The 20087-nt window shown below is 42.8% G+C and carries 14 protein-coding genes and 1 tRNA gene; 13 read left to right on the top strand and 2 right to left on the bottom strand.

What is annotated here, in order from left to right:
• The first annotated feature begins 336 nt into the window (after positions 1 to 336).
• From ACT3IB_RS09750 to ACT3IB_RS09710, 9 genes are all read left to right on the top strand, one after another.
• Positions 337 to 1521 (top strand): 6-bladed beta-propeller, encoded by a 1185-nt coding sequence (locus ACT3IB_RS09750; protein ID WP_491538816.1) that lies wholly within the window; start codon positions 337 to 339, stop codon positions 1519 to 1521.
• Between the two features lie 179 nt (positions 1522 to 1700).
• Entirely contained in the window at positions 1701 to 4766 is a 3066-nt protein-coding gene (locus ACT3IB_RS09745; protein ID WP_491538815.1) for an efflux RND transporter permease subunit, read from the top strand.
• A 170-nt stretch (positions 4767 to 4936) separates the two neighbouring features.
• Positions 4937 to 6076, top strand: coding sequence for an efflux RND transporter periplasmic adaptor subunit (locus tag ACT3IB_RS09740; protein WP_491538814.1), 1140 nt, complete (start codon positions 4937 to 4939; stop codon positions 6074 to 6076).
• A gap of 433 nt (positions 6077 to 6509) precedes the next feature.
• Positions 6510 to 7709: a 6-bladed beta-propeller gene (locus tag ACT3IB_RS09735; RefSeq protein WP_491538813.1), complete on the top strand. Its 1200-nt coding sequence runs from the start codon at positions 6510 to 6512 to the stop codon at positions 7707 to 7709.
• Positions 7710 to 8098: 389 nt separating this feature from the next.
• Positions 8099 to 9346 (top strand): 6-bladed beta-propeller, encoded by a 1248-nt coding sequence (locus ACT3IB_RS09730; protein ID WP_491538812.1) that lies wholly within the window; start codon positions 8099 to 8101, stop codon positions 9344 to 9346.
• Positions 9347 to 9608: 262 nt separating this feature from the next.
• Positions 9609 to 10775 (top strand): 6-bladed beta-propeller, encoded by a 1167-nt coding sequence (locus ACT3IB_RS09725; RefSeq protein WP_491538811.1) that lies wholly within the window; start codon positions 9609 to 9611, stop codon positions 10773 to 10775.
• 267 nt (positions 10776 to 11042) lie between these two features.
• Entirely contained in the window at positions 11043 to 12110 is a 1068-nt protein-coding gene (locus ACT3IB_RS09720) for a 6-bladed beta-propeller (RefSeq protein ID WP_491538810.1), read from the top strand.
• A gap of 83 nt (positions 12111 to 12193) precedes the next feature.
• Positions 12194 to 15376 carry an efflux RND transporter permease subunit gene (locus ACT3IB_RS09715; RefSeq protein WP_491538809.1) on the top strand — a complete coding sequence of 1061 codons (3183 nt, stop codon included), beginning with the start codon at positions 12194 to 12196 and terminating at the stop codon, positions 15374 to 15376.
• Positions 15377 to 15532: 156 nt separating this feature from the next.
• Positions 15533 to 16582, top strand: coding sequence for a 6-bladed beta-propeller (locus ACT3IB_RS09710; protein ID WP_491538808.1), 1050 nt, complete (start codon positions 15533 to 15535; stop codon positions 16580 to 16582).
• A gap of 372 nt (positions 16583 to 16954) precedes the next feature.
• Here the strand turns inward: ACT3IB_RS09710 and ACT3IB_RS09705 are convergent.
• Positions 16955 to 17028, bottom strand: a tRNA-Asp gene (locus ACT3IB_RS09705).
• A 123-nt stretch (positions 17029 to 17151) separates the two neighbouring features.
• Between ACT3IB_RS09705 and apaG the strand changes: the two genes are divergently transcribed.
• Positions 17152 to 17544, top strand: a complete 393-nt coding sequence (apaG, locus tag ACT3IB_RS09700) for a Co2+/Mg2+ efflux protein ApaG (protein ID WP_491538807.1) — start codon at positions 17152 to 17154, stop codon at positions 17542 to 17544.
• An 80-nt stretch (positions 17545 to 17624) separates the two neighbouring features.
• Here the strand turns inward: apaG and ACT3IB_RS09695 are convergent, their stop codons facing one another.
• The gene (locus ACT3IB_RS09695) at positions 17625 to 18140 is read right to left on the bottom strand and encodes a glutathione peroxidase (protein ID WP_491538806.1); all 516 of its coding nucleotides are present in this window, start codon (positions 18138 to 18140) and stop codon (positions 17625 to 17627) included.
• A gap of 97 nt (positions 18141 to 18237) precedes the next feature.
• On the opposite strand from ACT3IB_RS09695, the gene ACT3IB_RS09690 reads away from it, so the two are divergent.
• Genes ACT3IB_RS09690 through ACT3IB_RS09680 form a run of 3 tightly spaced genes read left to right on the top strand, consistent with a single transcriptional unit; the run spans position 18238 to position 20077 of the window.
• Positions 18238 to 18999 (top strand): hypothetical protein, encoded by a 762-nt coding sequence (locus ACT3IB_RS09690; protein ID WP_491538805.1) that lies wholly within the window; start codon positions 18238 to 18240, stop codon positions 18997 to 18999.
• 4 nt (positions 19000 to 19003) lie between these two features.
• Entirely contained in the window at positions 19004 to 19312 is a 309-nt protein-coding gene (locus ACT3IB_RS09685; RefSeq protein WP_491538804.1) for a hypothetical protein, read from the top strand.
• 3 nt (positions 19313 to 19315) lie between these two features.
• A complete protein-coding gene (locus ACT3IB_RS09680) occupies positions 19316 to 20077 on the top strand; it encodes an MBL fold metallo-hydrolase (RefSeq protein ID WP_491538803.1) in 762 nt (253 codons plus the stop codon).
• Positions 20078 to 20087 lie beyond the last annotated feature (10 nt).

Below are 20087 nucleotides of genomic sequence, written 5' to 3'. Positions count from 1 at the left end.
ATTAGGGCCGAAAAAGGTATTTCCATATAACAAAACACTTAAAAAAGAGGCCCATGGGTGAAGAAGGGTTTAACAAACTAATCGGATCTAAATTTTAAACAAATACAATAAATATATAGAAGAAGAGAACCAGGTATTTGAAATCAGCTTTGTCCAGTGGGATTTCGATAAAGAAGAGTACTATTACTTTCCTATGCCGGATATGTTTGCAGAGAAATATATGAAAGTAACGTTAAGCTAACAGATCTACCTTAACTCACTGTCTGCTTTTTTGTTGCAATTCCATCTATCTAATTGCAATTTATTCACTAATAAATTCGATTAAAATTGTAAGCTATGGTCAAGGATAATGTTACTTGGATACTTCTAATTTCAATATTATTGCTACTTACGGGCTGTTCATCGGGACCCGAAGTTGAAATTCCGGATGACGTCAAACAGCTTGAAAATCTGTCAGTAATATCGCCAGAGGCAGAACCTGCGCATGCTATCGATTTTGAGCAAGAAGCCGTTTTTGGTGAAACCGAGGAGGTAATTCTCGGACGGATCACAAGTGTGGTTGTGGATGATCAGGGACGGGTATTTATTGGGGATGGAGATCAAAATTTAATTCACTCCTACCGTTCTGATGGTCGATATATTCGCCAGCTTGGAAATGAAGGAAAAGGACCAGGTGAGTTTAGTTCAATTTCAATACTCAGGCATCAGCACGACCAGTTATATGCACAGGATTTTCGCCAGCGTCGCGTGAATGTCTACCAGTTAGATTCACTTCAATTTTCCCATGCCATCCCGTTGTCACGGGAAAATCGAGATATCGAAGAACTTGCAGGTACGTATCCGGCCAGTTTTTTTATCCGAAGCGATGGGAAGTTGTTGGTTGACTTCAGCGAATCACTTGCGAGGGACGAGGGAAGTTCTCAGCGTACTTTGTCATTTTATTTAATGGACCAAGATGGGAAAATCGTATCCGATAGAATTTTTCAACAACAAAGCCGTGAATTTATCATAGATCGCAGCGATAATGGCATCATGTTTATGGCGCCTCCTTATGGACGAAAATCGTTGCTTAGCGTTGGTGATAATAACAAGCTATATACCTCATGGACGGAAGATTTTCTAATCAAGGTTCATAGTTCGGAGGGATCGTATCAGAAAGCGATCTATCGACCGTATCACAATATTGAGCTGGATCTTAATGAGGTTGTTAAAGAATATGACAACAAGCAACAGAAGAATATGCTACGCAACGCCGATAATCCTTCTACCTGGCCCGCTATTGACGCAATGAAGGTAGACGATAAAAGTCGATTATGGATATCAACGATAACTGATAATAAAGATATTTACCAGTGGTGGGTAATTAGCAGTGAAGGAGATCTGTTGGCGAAGTTTTCATGGCCCAGAACTCGTAGTATCGAAGTAGTAAAAGATGGCAAGGTTTATACCCAAGAAACTGATGAGGAGACTGGTCTAATGCGGATCTCCCGATATCAACTTGATCTATCACCAGTAAATTGAAGATGAAATTTGTTTGTCTAATGGATGGTTAGGGCTTTAGATTTCTTGCAATTTTGGAGTGTTAGAAATATGTAAACTCTCTGCATTTTATAAGAAACTGACATAAATAATGTAGCTATTTTGTGCTCTCTAAAATATACACTAAACTTGTATCAGTTTTTTAAATATAAATCAGAGACGTGCTACTAAAACGCCCCATAGCTGCATTCATGCTGATTCTGGCGACGCTCATTTTTGGGACGATCGCCCTGAGTGAGCTGTCGGTAAACCTGCTGCCGGAGGTCGATTCGCCGACACTGCTGGTGCAGACCGAATGGAGTGGTGCCGCCCCAAGGGAGATTGAGCAGCGAATCAACGAACCGATGGAGGCGGTACTGAGTACTGTACAGGGACTCGAAAGTACCCATAGCTTTGCGCGCCAGGGACAGAGTATCATATCACTGCAGTTTAAGTGGGGACAGAATATGGATCTGTCTTTCCTGAATGTCCGCGAAAAGCTCGACCAAATTCGCTTTACCCTGCCCGAACAGGCCGATCGTCCGCAACTCGTGCAAAATACCGCCTCCGATGAGCCTATTGCCGTGCTGGGGATAACTAGCATGGATCAGCCCAATCCCGATTTTGAAACCCGGCTGAGCCTTAAACGATGGGCCGAGCAGGTCCTGTCGCGAAGGCTGGAGCAGGCCGACGGGATCGCCCAAACCGTACTGGTAGGAGAGGTGGAGCCCGAAGTGCAAATACGCTATCGCCCCGAAGCCCTCAATCGGTATGAGGTCTCGTTGAGTCAGGTAGAAAACCTGGTTTCACAGTCCAATTTGTTTACCGCCATGGGTGAACTTCGTGACGGCTGGTACCGTTATTCGCTAAAAATACAGAGCCGCATTCAGTCGATCGATGACGTAAAGGATGTTCCGCTGAAAACCCTTGGTACGGGACGTGTTTTGAAGCTGGGCGACGTAGCCGAGGTCCAGCTTGCCGAAGCTGATCCCACGTCCTTTTCGCTGGTTGATGGCAAGGAAGTGCTGAGCGTGCTTGTCAAAAAAGAGTATGGAGCCAATACCGTCGAGGCCTACGATACCTTGCTTCCGCTTTTGGATGAGCTTCGTGCGCGCAACGCTGGCATTGGGATTACCGTGCTGCAAGAAAATGCCAGCTTCATCCAAAACGCCATCAACAACCTGTTGCAGACCTTACTGTATGGAGCACTGCTGGCGTTTATTGTGCTGTTTCTATTTCTGGACAACTGGCGTACCCCTTTTACCATTGGCGTAGCTATTCCCGTGAGCATCTTTCTGACCTTTTTTGTGATGTATATCTCTGATATCCAGCTCAATATTGTATCGCTCAGCGGACTTACCCTTGCCATAGGTCTGCTGGTGGATAACGCTATTATCGTGCTCGAAAATATCAACCGCCACCGCACGCAGTCGAAAAATATTTTTCAAGCTGCCGATCTTGGAACTCGGGAAATTTCCCTGGCCGTTACGGCATCAACGCTCACGACTATTTCGGTATTTCTGCCCCTCGTATTTTTAGGGGGATTCGAGGGCGCCTTTTTCCAGGATCAGGCCTGGACGCTTTCGATAAGCCTGCTGGCATCGCTGGGAGTGGCGCTGCTCATACTGCCGGTATTGGTGACCCAATTCCAGAAGGAGGAAGATGAATCCTCCATGTTGGGCTTTAATCTTTTTTTCGACCGTTTGCGTGATCGCTACGAACAAAGCTTGCAGTGGGCACTCCGCCGTAAGGGGCTGTTCTTGATCGGCATGTGTTTCCTGCTTGTCATGGCCGGATTCCTCTTTACGTTGTTATCCAAAAGCATGCTACCCGAAACGGAGCCCGAAGAAGTGCGCTACCAGGTGCGATTGCCGGGCAATACCTCGTTAAATGCTACGCAGCAGGCAGCACAGGGACTTATTCGAAAAGTAAACAATAGCAAAGAAGAGGGGCGGACCATTCGTGTGCTCGGCGGCTATACCGATCAGACGAATCTGTCGAATCTTTCTGAGGAAGGACTTAACAAATTTACTATCAGCATACCAGTGGACGGCTATGCTATGGCCGACCGGGTGCAGAGCGAGGTATCAGAGTATTTTGTCGGTCAGCCAGGATGGAGTAGTCAGCCGTTGGGTACGCAGAATGCCCTGGACATCCTGCCCTCAGCCAATCAGCCGCCGGTACTCTTTCGACTTGTCGATGAAGATCGCCAACAGAGCGAGCAGCTGGCCGGACAGCTGGAACAACGCCTGCAGCAATCCGGATTAGATATAACGCTTTCCAAACAATACGAGCAGGAGCTTGATACCTACCAGTTGCGTTTTAAAACCAAGGAACTGTTGCAGTTGGGTATTAGCGAAGAGGAGGTGATAACTTATCTGGAATCACTGACGCGTGGGAGCTGGATCACAGACTGGAACCGCCAGGATGAAAATGTCCCCATCCGGCTGATCGGATATAATCGGAAGCTTTACGAGCCCGGTAATATTACAATTGATCTGAATAATCGAAAAGTACCGCTTACCAAGCTGGTTACCATCAACCAAACGTCCGAACCCGAGCAGCTCGAGCGCGTCAACCAGACTCCAGTGCTCAGTTATATGGGAGATATCAGCTATACCGATTGGTGGTGGAGCGACGGGCAGGTTAGAAATATGTTGATTGATTTTGCTCAAGATACGGGTACCGAAGTACAGGTTGGTGGTGCGGTACTGAGCATAGCCTCACTCCTTTCGGATATGGGATTGTTGCTTCTGATCAGCGTGATTATCATCTATATTATTTTGTCGGTGCAGTTCGAGAGCCTGCGTCATCCGCTGATTATTTTGGTGGCCGTGCCGTTTGCCTGGGTGGGGTCGGTCATGGTGCTTTGGGCCACGGGCATCAGTTTGAATGCCCTGTCCTTTATGGGCATCCTGATTTTAACCGGCATTGCTGTTAACGATTCCATCCTGAAAGTAGATTTTATGCGCCGCTATTTTGCGGATACCGGAGATCTTCACCAGGCTATTACCCAAGCCGGATTGCATCGTTTTCGTCCCGTTGTGATGACCAGCCTTACTACCATTTTCGGATTGTTTCCCATGCTGTTGCCCATCGGCGACGGCTACGCCTTTCGCCAGTCATTGGCCTTGGCCCTGATGGGTGGAATGGTGACCAGTACGGTGCTGACGCTCTACCTGGTGCCTATAATTTTTCAGTGGAGTGAGCAATTTGCAATAAAAAAAAGCCAAGAAATTAAAGAATGAGAAATAGAAGTTGAGTCTGAAATGAGAGTATAAGAAACAAACTGAAGAATCTTTTTTGAATAGATATAATATATAGGCAATGCTACTAATAGTTTAGGCTATTTGCCCGAAGCAATGCTTCTCAATACATTTGTATTTTATTTATCAAACATATGTTTGAATATATCATCATGAAAAAAAATATCATCGATTTTCATTGGATAGTATTACTTGCGTTAGGTATGGGATTCATCTTGTTGAGTTGTCAGAACAATGAAAACCAAGATGATACTCCCCTCTCCGAAGAAGAGCAGGAATCAGCGGAAGTACGCCCGGAGGTAGTTTTTGCCGTGGCCGATGACGAGCCTATCTATCAGTTTGTCGAAAGCCAAGGCGTGGTGGAGGCCAACGAATCGGTAGAGCTTAAGCCCAAAATAAGCGGCTATGTTCAGCGCTCGTATATCACTGAAGGAAAGCAAGTACAAGAAGGAGATACGTTGCTAGTATTTGACCGACGGGAGTGGGCAATGGCTGTACAGCAGGCACAAAATGCCTATGAAGAAGCCCTTAATGCATATCAGATTGAGATGGGCATGCGTTCGAGTTCAGATGCTAACGGCAAGAAGGGTGGAGACGATCCTGGAGATCGGATGGTACGTATAACAACTGGATTGGCCCAGGCAGAGCTTGAGTTGCAGCAGGCTAAATTAGAGTTATCATATACTGCAATTACAGCGCCGTTTACCGGCACCTTAGCTACCGACCGACGCATTTCATCTGGTACCTATATTAATGCCGGAACCCAAGTGGGAGAACTGGTTGATGATCGCATCGTACGAGTTCGTTTTGACGTACTGGAATCCGAACTTAGCAATATTGATCGTGGTATGGAGGTACAGTTGACGGCCCCGGGCGGAGAGCAGTTAATGGGAGCGGTGGAAGCGGTATCCCCGGTAGTTAACAGTGATAGTAAAACAGGGACGGTAATTGTTGAGGCGGATAATCCCGATGGAATTTTGACGCCTGGTATGACCATAGAAGGACGCATTCAGATAATACGGCACGAGGGAAAAGTGCGCGTGCCGCGTTCGGCCATTCTTTCGCGCGACGGCGGTCGCACGTTGCTGTTTAAGTTGCACCCTGGAAATAATGAGGTGCAATGGGTATATGTAGAGCCAGAAGCTCAGAATAGTGAATGGGCAATCATCAATCACGAAGAGATAGCTCCGGGCGACACTATTGCCGTGGATCGGCATTTTGCCTTGAGTCACCTGCAGATCGTAGAGCCACAGATGGAGATGCATGCTAGGGGTGAGCCAACAATTAATTAAAGAGTTTTACAGCCTTAGCGAGTAGATGTGTGATCATAAGAGAGCACTTTGATTGTAGATTATAACGCGTAAATAAAGGGAGATAAATGTTTCGAAATACTTTCTCAAAAGAGCTTAAGGAGCTGTCAAAAATTACATTTTTATCCATTATTATCCTTTTCATAGGATGTTCACCCAATGCTAATCAACTGTATAATGAACTATGTTTATCTGGTTGTATGGATATGGGTGATTGTGGAGGGTGTGGTCAGTTTCCTGCATGAATTAATGATGACAATAGTATTTAGGTAAGTAGTTCTATAAATCCCTCCCTATCCACCTGGGTGGATGGGAGGTTATTTTTTGAAGATAAGAGCCAATACGTTAATTATAGTAAGAACTTCTATACAAATTTTAGTTTAAAAAATTTGGATTCCCATATCTTTTCCAAAAGATGAAAATAATCAAATTGACACAATTGGTTCTGCTACTTTTAATTATCGGTATTTGGGGATGTTCTCTAGAAAAGAAGAAAGAACCTCCCCGGAAATTTCAAGAACTAAATAATCTAACGGTCTATTCGATTGGTAAAATACCCCCTAAAACCATAGAGTTCGAAAAAGAACTTGTTTATAGAAGTTCCAAAAATGTTTTAATAGGAAGAATGGGAGATATCACTGTGGATGATTCGGGCCGGGTTTTTATTGCAGATGTAGAAAAACAGTTAATTCATGTTTTTGCCCCTGATGGACAGTTCATTAACCAACTTGGACGAAAAGGTAGGGGACCTGGAGAATTTAGTTACATTAAAAAGCTACAGATACGCAATAATCATTTATATGTCTCTGATGCTAATTTTGGGGTAGAAAAATTAAGCCTATTTACGCTCGATTCGTTGACCGTTGATAAAATAATCGTACCTGCCAGAAATAGAAATGAATATGAGCCACTGGCAAAGGCTTATCCGGGAGTACGTGAAATATACGTGAGAGATAACAGTACTTTCCTTGCAGAGTTTGTATCTCATGGCACTAATCCAACCAAAAGATGGCAAAACAAAGAAATGAAAGGTCTGTTGTATCCTCTTGACAGTACAGGTAAAATTGCATCCGATAAACTGATCGAATTCAAAGAGGAAGTACGTACCTATCATAAAGGATCTCTTATGGGTTTGTTGCCCATAAAGCCCTTTTTTGGAAATGCATTTATTGTCTTGTCAAGTGACAATACCATCTACTGGGCCGGACCTGAATATTTTTTGATTAAAGAATATAGCCTGGAGGGCGACTATCAACAGGCGTTTTATTATCCACTAAAGAAAATACCTTTAACACAAGAATCCGCAGTTGAAGTCGAAGTTCGTGACTTATATATCAGGAACATGAAAAATATGGACCTTCCTTCAACCTGGCCGGTCCTCACTGATATGAAAATGGATGATCAAGATCGGTTTTGGATTGCCACAACGGTAGAAGATATGAACGTGTATCAGTGGTGGGTGCTGGAAAAAAATGGTGAAATCATTACGAAATTTGACTGGCCGAGGGCTAAACCTATCGAAGAAGTGAGGAACGGCTATATATATACCCGAGAAACAGATGAGAGGGGGGTGGAAACGATTGTAAAGTATGAGATTACATTGGATGAGGGGTAGCTCTAGAAAGCAAAAGCAGGTTTTACCTGTACCTGCTAATAGAAAAACAGGTATTAATCTAAATTAAAAATAAAAGTTAAAGGTGACTTATTATGAAGTTATCGAAAACCCTTAGTCGAGATGAAATGAAAAATGTAAAGGCGGGTAGAGTAGCTTCGGGCTGCCAGTGGAGTAGTTGTAAAACTACAAGTACGTATTATAATTGTTTGTCAAGCAAGTGCATGGATTGGTATAGTGGTTGGGATCAGATAGACTGTGTAAATACTGTTCAAAGTGCGCACGATAATATGATTGAACAATGCAATATGAATTATCAATAAATTATATAATTAATAAAACAAAAGGGTATTAAAATATCCTTTTGTTTTCATGCATTACGAATATAAAACATGCAATATTTTCAAAAATTAGTACTGATCATATTTCTGTGTGCTGCTTTTGCAGGGTGCTCCAATAGTTCTTCACAAAAAGAAGCAGATCAAGTAGCATATATTCATGTCCTCGACGAAATTCCCCAACGTATTCATGATCTTGATAGCGTTTCGGTTTTTAAAGGAGATACAAAACCCAAGTACGCAGTAAAGCTTGTCCCCGAGCAAACGTTTGGGAAATCAGGAGAGCCGTATTTAACGCAAATTAAAGGCTGCAAAGTGGATGATAAGGGTAGAATAATCATCAAGGATTTTGATAAAAAGAAAGACTTTGGTTTCCCAAATGTACTATATGTGTACAATGTTGATGGCAGCTATCGTACCCAGATCGGGGGCCCGGGTAAAGGCCCCGGTGAGTATGGCTTTATCGTATATATGCAGGCTAAGGCCGGTAAAGTGATCGTTTTTGATTTCACCAATAAACGGTTAAATATATATAATACCGATGATTATACCCTTGAGCGCACGATTCTACTTGATCGGTTTAAAAACACGGATCATAAGGCTGCTTCGGGTTTTGAGTTTGGATACGTTAGGCCCCGATCGGACGGAAATTATCTTGTTACGTTCATTGAACCAAAATCTTCGGCCGGACGCATGGAGAGTAAATATCTGTTAATGGATAGGAAGGGACAGGTATTAGATTATAAATCGCATAACTTTTCATCAATGCTTAAAATAAGAAACTCATCGCCAACATCTTTCCCTTCTGCTCCTTTACGTTTTATGGGAAAGACCCTAAAGGTTCTGTCCGTTAACGATGACATATATTGGGCCTGGTCGCAGGAATTTTTGATCAAAAAGTACGATTCCGACGGCGCCTACCAATCTGCTATTTATTATCCTGTGCAGGGATCGCCCTTTGACCTGAGCGATTATACCGAGGAGGCCAGTTATAGCCAAGATGATGTCATGAATAAACTGGATGAAGTTGATGAAGAGCTGCCGGAGGCGAATCCGGTAATCGCTGATTTGAAGGTAGATGATAAGAACCGAATTTGGGTAGCCGTCCCTACGGGGGTAATCAGTGATACGTACGAGTGGTGGATTCTGAAAGAATCAGGTCAACTGCTTGCAAAGCTAAAGCTTTCGCGTGACCAACCAATTTATGATATCAAAAATGGGTATCTCTACAGCAAAAAGACCAATGAAGAAACAGGATCAGAGTATTTAGTTAAGTACAGGATAGTACTAACCACAAAATAATTATTTGATATACAAACGTTCAGAGAACTTGGTCGAGAAAGCAAAAACAGGTTTTAATCTAATATTTAATAAAGTCAAAGGTGACTTATTATGAAGTTTTCAAAAACACTTAGTCGAGATGAAATGAAAAATGTAATGGCCGGAGCAGATTCAATTGAAGGTGATTATTGTCTCCGCTGTGATAATTTAAGTAATGCCGTTTGCGTCTGTTAATTTAAATGAATAGGGAGGGGAGATTTTGCCCCTCCCTTAATCTAATTTTATGAGAAATGTCTATAATGAAAAAAAACGTTGTATTTGGTTGTTCTTTGTGTTGCTAATAGTTGGTTGCGAAGAAGAGGGTGTGAAAGAAAAGGCCAGCCTCCTAGCACTTGAGTTTAAAGAGGTTGCTGTTTTAGATGGAGGAAAAGAAGATTCAGGAGCATTGCATTTAACGTCTCCAAAGGATGTAAAAGTTGATAATGAAGGTCGAATATATGTTTCAGATAGCGATCAGTTGGCTATTAAAGTGTTTGACCAAAAAGGGAACTTTATACAGTCTATTGGTAGGGAGGGTAAAGGTCCCGGGGAATTTAATAGCATATCTGCTTTTGAAGTAAGCGATGGCAAATTAATAACAGTAGATGGGAGGAATAGGCGTATTACATATTTTGATTCTACAGGAAATGTAATTAAGACGGTCAAACCCAATAAGGACGCCATGGTTTGGCCAGGCAAACTATACCAGCTAAGACCCGATAAGTTGTTGATAAATCGAAAAAAGCCTAGTGCTGAGAGGGAAGCGACCAACTTTCAAGCTAGCGCACTACATATTTTTGATGAAAACTTTGAAACCCGTTTTACATCTTTTGCTCATGTTGATGATTTAATGAATGCAAATAATGAATTTGTAAAATTGTACAATGTCAATATTAATGCTGGTCATGCAGTGGCAGCTGATTCAAGCCGCATTTATTTTGTGCCGGGCATTTATGATGGCCATATATATGAGTTCCAGAAACAGAGGAATGGGTGGGTTAATACTGATACATTGAATGGTAGTCTGGCACCAGATAAAGCTTACACGTTAGCTAATAATAGCAACTCCCAGGATGGTACGATACAGTTTACTGTATTCAGCGGAGGCGGGCCTTACATTGGGAAAATAAATAGTGAGAGCTTGGCCCTTTTTACGCTAGATGATGGTCGCCTAGTTCATTTTAGTGCTCAAATTGCAGATAACAAAAGAGTGACTAAGGTAGAAATCTTTGATCAGTCTGGAAATATGCAGGGAGTGGGTGAATTAAATGAGTTTTCATTTTCAAGCGAGACACAGCAAGCCAAAATAACTTCAATGTGGAAGGATGATAACAATCGATTTTATATAATTGATGCGCGGAACAATCCCACCGTTAGAATCGGACAAATTGAAGGTCTAAATGATTATTAAATTGAGGTTTGCCTAACTTAACTTATATAAGCAAACTGTTAAATATTTGATTTGGAGGATTCATCGGTTATTCGGACAACGAAACTTATACCCACAAACAAGGAAGATTATAGTAAACTCCAAGGGCATTTCCTTATCAGATTTATCCTCGTGAGAGTGGCAACTGTTTGGTCTCATATAGAAAGAGCCACAGGACTATACGGAAGCCACAAGTTATATTCGGCATACTATTTTAGCTATGCAGGAATCCTCATTTAATAATAAGTAATGTTTTTATCCAAAAAGTGTCATCTTATATTTTTACTTGTGATTATTCTTTCCTGTTCTTCTGATCAGAAGAACAAGACCTATGAAAGGAATATAGTTGAAGATATTTCAGTAATATTGAGTGCGGATAATACAAAGGATATAGCCAATCCCGCCTGGATAAAATCAGTATCCGATGGATTTCTTATTTATGATGCAAAATTAAATGAGATTTTAAAATTTAACCTTGAAGGTCAAAAGTTGTTTTCCTTTGGTAGACAAGGAAACGGTCCGGGAGAATTCCTGAGTGTGGGAGGTTTTTGGAAATTTGATCAAGGTTTTTTGATTCATGATAATAATGCCCAAAAATTAATTAGGTACGATCTTTCGGGTAATCACATTAAAGATATATCCTTAGATTTCTTAGATACTCCTACCTTACCAGTGGGAATGGAAGCCCTTAATTTTCAAGAGTTTGTAATGCCATCTGGTGGTGAAGCTGGTTCTTTGTTGAAAGTAATTGATGTAACATCCCAAAGGTCGGAATATGTCGGTGATGCAGTGAGTAAGAAATATGTACGAAAGCCATCTCTGGATGAGCGGCGCCAGGCTATTTCTTCGGGTAACATCCCTGCAATGGATGAGAATAATGTTTTGCTGAGCAGTAATGAGTCTGGGATTTTTTCCTTTCAACAAACTACAGCCACTTTGAAGAAATATTCCCATTCAGGAACACTGTTATGGCAAAAGAGTTTGAAGATCCCGGAAATTGAAGGGCTATTCGATTATCTGTTAGAAGAAAATAAATCGCGATTAGATAGTGGGAAACCCCTTTTGCAATTTGCATATGCCCATGGTATTTCAGTAAATGATGAGGGAGTAGGAGTATTACTAAATGTTCTTGAGGGACAACCGGTTACGATAGCTTGGCTTCCCAATAATGGAAGAGACTTAACCATAGTGACTTATAAAGGGTTAGAACATCCCTCTCCGATACCACTTCGATTTGCTATATCATTAGACGGATCACATATTCTTTTTGGAAACACTTTAGAAGGTAAAGTATCTAAAGCCAATTGGCCCTTATAGGATTAGTAAGATAGATTTTTGAATAAAAGTGGCTTAAAAAATCCCCTGCCAGTTGTGTGCACAGGTCTATATGTATTGTCAATATGTTAAAAGGACTATTCAACAGACGTTACTTTATTTCGCTCAGCTATGTGCTGGTGGTTGTCATCGGCGTGGTTGCCTGGCAGAATATCTCCCTGGAGATGTCGCCTGATTTGAGTCTGCCCTCTATTACCGTTAGCTACAATTGGGGTAGTACTTCACCCGAAGTGATGGAGCAGGAGGTGACCCGCAAGGTAGAACAGGCGGCCAATCGGCTGCGAGATGTGGAGCGTATTGAATCTATTTCGAGAGAAGGACAGGCGACAATAACCGTTACCTTTAGTAGAAAGGCCCCGGTCGAATACCGTAAAGTGGAGCTGCAAGAGTACCTTTTTTCGCTTCAGGATGATTTGCCCGCCAACTTACGACGGCCCTCGATCAGCCGACGGGTGCCCGAGGAGTTACAGGATATGCAAACCTTTGTTGTTTATTCGCTAAGTGGTGATCGTCCTGTTCGTCAGCTTCTTGAGTATGCCCGCCAGAATTTACGACTGCCGTTGATGGGACTCGAAGGGGTGGCGGAGGTGGAGATCAATGGGGCACGCGATCCGGCCTTAACGGTAGAGTTTGATACCGATCTGCTAGAACGCTACAATATTAATCCGCAACAGGTGCTTAATACCATTCGTGATAATTTGCAGTGGCGCTCTTCGGGTTATGTAGAGCCGTCCGGCCAGCGAATCAGTATGCTGGTGGAACCGCAGTTTTCGAAGTTGGAGGCTATACGAAATCTGCCTCTCGAGTTGCCGAGTAGTCCGCGGACCATCAAGCTGACCGATATTGCAGAAGTGAGTATTCAGGATTATCCTGCCAAAAGGTTGAAGCGAATCAATGGGAGTCCGGCCCTGAGCGTGGAGTTTGTTAAAGAAAGTGGAGCTGATGCTATTGGGGTGGCAGAACGCATTCGTGCAGAGATGGATCGGATTACGGAAGTCCTCCCCGGTGATATGACGGTGCAGTTGGAGCAGGATGCTACCGAAGAACTCAGAAAACAGTTTGGGACTTTGCAATATCAGTCGCTCGTGAGTTTGTTAGTTGTTTTTTGCGTGCTCTTGCTTTTTATCCGTCGCCTGAGAGCTCCTTTTGTGATATTGGGCAGTATTCTGTTTTCTCTGCTGATGAGCGTAAGTACCCTCTATTTCATGGGTTATACGCTTAATATTATCACGCTTGCTGGACTTACGGTTTCGCTGGGTATTATCATCGATAATGCTGTGGTTGTTTTTGAGCAGGTGAATCCGAATCTACCCGAGGATAAAAATGATCGCATTACTCATATCCAGCAACAGTTGCCCCGAGCGTTGGTACCGGTACTGGGAAGCACCTTTACGACGATTGGAATATTTATCCCGCTCTTTTTTGCTATGGAGGAGCTGCAACTTTTTCTGATTCCGCTGGCCATTGCGCTTTCCCTTACGCTGATTTCCTCCATACTGATTTCATTAAGCTGGATTCCTTATGCCCTGATCTGGATCGTACCGGCAGCTGATGGGAATGGGTCAGAACTCGGAAAATTGGAAAATGGATTTTTTGGGATGATACGCCGGATGGTAATGCATTTGTTTGTTTGGCGGTACAAATTCCGCTGGTTGTTTTATGGGGCACTGATATTAGCCATTGGTATCCCAATTTTTGCAGTTGAAACGCCTGAATGGGAAGATACCACGTGGCCTGAGTTTACCCAGGTTTATTTTGATAATCGAGATAATATTGATCCGTGGATTGGCGGCATTACGTATCAATTTTTTAATGAAACCTATTTTGGAAGCCCGTGGGGAGGGAGAGACCAACAGCAGCGCATCTATGTAAATATCCGTACGCCGCAAGGAACACCGCTGGAGGAGATGGACAAAATGGCCCGAAATTATGAAGCAATTGCTGAACCCTATGAAGAGGCCTTCTCATTTTATGAGACGCAACTTTCGGAATACAGTGGTGCCCGCCTGACGTTTTATATCAAAGATGAATATCTGAGTCGTTCCGAACCCTACCAGTTTTATGCCGAGGCTATGTTTTTAGCCGCTCGAATCGGCAACTCAGCTATTTCGGTAAGTGGGCTTGGAGATGGTATCAGTACCGGGTATGGAAGCAGTTCAACAAGTCACCGTATTTCGCTTACCGGATATTCGTACGATGAATTACTGGTTCTGGCCCGCGATCTACGTAGTCGCCTCATGCAGAACCGCCGCGTGCAAGAGGTGGATATCCACGGAACAGGCAGCTGGAGTAGTCGGGACGATCTGTATCAGTATTATCTACAGCTAAATGATCAACAGCTGGCATTGAGTGGACTTAACCGCAGGGAAGTATTATCGGCTATTTCGCTGGATGTGAATCCCACCAACACCTTTGGACGCGTTGAACTGGATGGTCAACAAATGTACCTGATTGGTAGAAATAGCAATCGCCAAAACCGGAGCGAAGAACTGATGACCGAAAAGCGATTTTCACCTTCCGACAGCACGATGTTTTCACTGGCTAGTGTGGCAGAGCTGGGACGCGAGAAAAGTCAGTCGATGATCCGACGCGAAGACCAGTCCTATCAGCGGGTGGTAAATGTAGACTTTTTAGGACCGTATCGGCTGGGGCGCGATTATGTAGAGAGCGTTATTGAGCAGACCCCGGTTCCGGTGGGTATGAGTATGGAGTTCGGAAGTGGAGGGATTTTCAGTATGGAGGATGACAATACGCGAAACCTACTGCTGCTATTAGGATTGACAATCCTGAGCGTCTGGATGATCGTCTCGGCACTGCTCGAATCTTGGAGAGATCCACTAGTGGTAATTCTGGCCGTGCCACTAAGTCTGATCGGCGTGATGATGGGGACGCTGTATCATGATCTGGCCTTTGATCGAGGAGCTATCGCCGGTACATTGCTCTGTGTGGGCGTTGTGGTCAATAATGCTATTTTACTTATGCACGAAAAGCAGTATATGCGATCATTGGGTATAAAGGGGCTCCGTAGCTGGCTTTACGTCTATAAGCACAAGATGCGTGCGGTGCTTATTACTACGCTTACCACTATTGGTGGCCTGTTGCCTCTGATGATAATGGAAGGAAGCGATTTTTGGGAGCTACTTTCGACCATTGTCATCTGGGGATTGGGTACGAGCACATTACTAATACTGTTGTTGATGGGGATGTGGGAGAAAACAAATATTGGCGACAAAACTTCGCGGGTTTGACGGTACTTATACGGGGGCATCTTGTCCGTTCGATATAAAATCGCTAAATATCGAGAAGAAATTATTAGCTTAAACATAGTGAGTTTAGACATGGATAGGTGGTATCAATCGGGGATCATATATTTGTTATCTGTTTTAACCTTAACTTTAGTTCTGGTGTCCTGTCAAAAGGATGATCACTCCGTCGAGCAATTTCTGGAAAGCTTACCTCACGAGTATCCCGAGGAAATAAATAGATTTCAGCAGGTCGATTCTCTTTATTTTGGACATTTGGGCTATACATCGATCCCAAGGGATGATGGTTCTCTTTTGTTGTATGATCGAAACCAAGAGGTATTACTTCAAACGGATCAGCAGGGCAATCTCAAAAAGTTGGTAGCCCGTAGAGGCAAAGGTCCGGGGGAAGTATTGGATATTAATGCTATTACAAAAAATGGTGATGGCGGTATTTTGCTTTACGATCAGAAAAATCAGAGGATGGTTGAATTTGATAAGCAGTTGGAATATCTGAATGAATATTCTCCCACGCCTTTTGAAGGAAATACGATTTCAAAAGTTTATCCTGCTCCTGCCAATAATAAATATATGCTCTGGCATTCTTCGTATGCTTATTTAAGAGATAAAACCAAACAGCCCCATAGTTTTTTGACAAGGTACAATGCTGACACCGATACTTATGAACAATCTCTAAAATTACAGGACCGGCGATTTGCCCGTTTAGTTTTAGACGGTGAGGTGCGGGGTGGAACGACGGTCTTGTTTTCTTCAAAGCAACTAATTGTACCCAATCCACTGGAACAGACGTTATATACATATTGGACAGATTCTGATGTAATTGCAGAGATATCTTCGGCTTTTGATACTCTTAAGACTATTTCTGTTGAGTTGCCTTCCCAACCCATCAGTCAACAGGAACGTGATTCTCTTAAAGAAGCATACCGCTCACAGCAGTGGAATACACTAGGTGATCTACTGCCGGAGCAGAAAGTTCCGGTGGAAGAGATGAAAACAGATTCCCAGAAGCGATTATGGTTAAAACTAAATTATCGTGGAAATACATCTCAGTGGTTAATTATGGATCAACAGGGGGAACCACAAAAAGTTGTGCATTTGCCAAAAGAGAGCATGCTTACTCATGTGTCAGATCATCACTTGGGAGTGCGATTGGATGATATAACCTTTGCACTTTTTGAATCTGTCAAGTGAGAGGAGAATTTAAACTTAACTTGGAATCTGAATGATGTGGTTGTTGATACAAAAGTAGGCCCCTTCAATTAAGAGGACTACTAAATATCTAAAAGAATTTGTGTAAGATCCTTTTAGTAAAACCTCCCATCCTTATTAAAATTCTCCCACCGAACTGATCAATAACTATTCGCAGTTCTTGTAGAAACAGATCTAGCAGGCGCTCTTTTTCTTGAGAAGAGAGTTTTTTCCTTTTGTGTATAGTTTGAAAGGGAGGATACACAATTCTGTTGTCCCTATGTTGTCCCCGAAAAAAGTAAGGAGGTATTTTCGATGAAATTGGGAAAAATAAATAAGCCCCTAACTCTTTGAAAGTCAGGGGCTTACGAAAAGCGATCCGGACGAGATTCGAACTCGCGACCTCCTGCGTGACAGGCAGGCGTTCTAACCAGCTGAACTACCGGACCAAATGAGAGCCCAAATATAACGACCTTTTGGCTCTTATGTCAAGCATAATTTATGCTATTTTCAATCTTTTGATTCACATGGGGAATTTATTACTATAGGAAAAAATTAAGCTAATTTATTTTATGTATCAGCCCACATTTGTTGAGGTTTCCCACGATATCAGTGTTGAGGTGAAGCCTACCTATTTAGAAGAAGAATCAAGCCCTGTTGCTGATAAACATGTATTTGTGTACTTCGTTACCATTCGAAATTTGGGGGATCAGCCGGTACAATTGTTACGAAGATATTGGAAAATTAAAGACTCCGGCGGACAAGATCACGAGGTTGATGGAGCAGGGGTAATTGGAATACAGCCCACGATTGAGCCGGGAACTGAGCATGAGTACAACAGCTTTTGTGTGCTAAAATCGTATCGCGGTAGTATGCGTGGTTATTATACTATGCAGCGTAGTGACGGGAAATCAATAAACGTTCGAATACCGGAATTTTTACTTACATCACACTTACTCAACTGAATAAAAAAAGGGAGGACCGTAAGTATCAGTTACGGCCCTCCATCGGGATGGTGATGGGATGTATTAGGGATACATCATATCTAACTGTTTAATTCCTTTTCTATTGCCCTTGATATCTCATCGCTCTGTGGTTTAACATCACTCCGGAAGCGATGAACTAATTTGCCGTTCTTGTCGACCAAAAATTTCTCAAAATTCCACTTAATGGGACCAGTAAAATCAGGATTATTGGCCGTTGTCAAATATGAGAATAACGGATGCTGGTCGTCACCTTTAACCGATACCTTTGAAAACATCGGAAAACTAACGTCATAGTTCACCTTACAAAACTGTTTAATCTCCTCGTCCGTTCCCGGTTCCTGTCCACCAAAATTATTAGCAGGAAAACCCAATACCACGAGGCCATCATCACTGTACTTTTCGTATAATGCCTGAAGGCCTTCATATTGTGGAGTATAGCCACATTCCGAAGCGGTATTGACGATCAGCAAAACTTTTCCCTCATATTTATTTAGGGATGTTTCTTCTCCGTCAATGTTTGTAGTTTTGAACTCGTAAACGGAATCTGTGGTTGTATCAGCAGTATATAATGACATTGTTAAAAGAATTATTAAGAGTCCTGCGGTTTTCATAGATTTTGTACTCATTTAAAGGATGACATATATGAAATGTAAAGCTATAAAAAAGAATTCCTTGTTTTTCGAAAAAAAATATAAAGTTTTAGCCTCCTTCTTGTCCGTTCTGTTTATTCTTATGACTGTAGGTACCAAGCAGTTGCAGGCGCAGATGTTTTCGGTGGGAGCGACAGAACCTCGATACGGAAGCCCGTTATCTGAAGTATTTATAGGCATAGAGTCTATGGAAGCTTCATTCAGGGGAAGTTTCAGTGGAGATGGAATGGCAGGAATTTTTGAATACGACGGACCTGTAATAATAGCCGGATATAATACAGTAGGACTTAACCTGTATCTTTCGGCAGGGGGCAAAATAACGGGCATTGACGATGCATCGTATTTTCATACTGGCGGGAATTATGATTTTGGGCTTAACATTTATAGTAGCCCCAACGTAAATATTAAGATTCCCCTTCGTATTGCATCACGGTATACAAACATTACGAGTGATCGATCACTGATATTTCCTACCGTAAGTAGGTTTCAATTTGGAATGATTGCAGCGGGAGGAGGTATAAATGGAGTTTGGCGGCCTGCCAAAAATGTTCGTATTGAGGTGGGAGCAGTGCCCACCTATGGATTTTCTTTTGCAACGGGCGGATTCTTTGGTGGATCAATAGGAACCGTTAATGCTCATGGTAAGGTGTATATAGATCGGTTATTTGATGACAAGGGATTATCTATAGGGTATAAATATGATTTACGCAGATATGATATCGAAGATGATATCTACGATTATGATTTGAAAGGTCACAGTGTTCAAATAGGAGTTACGTTTTAATCTGATGAAAACCGAAAAGCTGATTTTAGAACTTGAAGAGCTTGTTGAACAACTGGGCTATACCATTCGCAAAGAAAAAGGAACTTTTCGGGGAGATTCTTGCGTGATGGAGGGACAAAAGCTGGTGGTTTTAAACAAGAAGAAACCCGAGCAGCAACAGGTGGGATTGCTGGCCCGAGTTCTTAAAAATAAAGAGCAGGAATTAGGCGATATTTACATCAAGCCGGTGGTACGTAAGCAGCTTAAGGAATTGTGGGATCGGTTTGATAAGTACAAAGACAGCGAAATTGAAGAAATGGATATTGATATTTAGGCGATGAAGTTAACGTTTTTGGGTACCGGAACTTCGATGGGCGTCCCAACTGCCGGTGGATTTGGCAAAGAGCAAATCGATGGAGATCCCCGAAATATACGCTGGCGCTGTTCGGCGTGGATACAAACCGAGGAGTCTTCTATTGTTATTGATACCGGACCCGAATTTCGCTTGCAATCCATTCGTGCCGGACTTTCGGAAATTGATCTTGTACTGATTACACACGAACATATGGATCATATCGCCGGGCTCGATGACCTTCGCCCATTTTGCTATAAGCAGGAGCAAACCATTCCGGTATATGCCAGTTCTACATGCTTGGATGCTATTCGACGCCGTTTTGAGTATATGTTCGGGCCCAACCGCTATCCCGGGGCAACCGATATCGATTTACAGGAAATTAGTGATACGATCACTTTTCAGGATTTGAAGATTACGCCACTTCCGGCCGTTCACGGTAAGGTTACGGTGTTGGGCTATCGCGTTAATGATGTGTCATATATAACGGATGTTAAAGAACTGCCCGATGCAACGAAAGAACAAATTCGGGGTTCTAAAGTGATGGTTTTGGATGGGTTGCGGTGGAAGCCGGAACACCCCACGCACATGACGATTCCTGAGGCAGTGGATGTCGCTAATGAGCTTGATATCCCGCAAACTTATCTCTGCCACATGAATTCATATGTAAATCATGAGCAGTCTAACAAGCGATTACCTGAACACGTGCGATTGGCGTACGACCAATTGACGCTTACGATTGATTAAAAACGGCTCC

The organism is Fodinibius sp. GM21 (assembly GCF_058386955.1).
The sequence above is the reverse complement of the archived record's forward strand: the minus strand, read 5'-3'. Positions and strand labels throughout refer to the sequence as shown.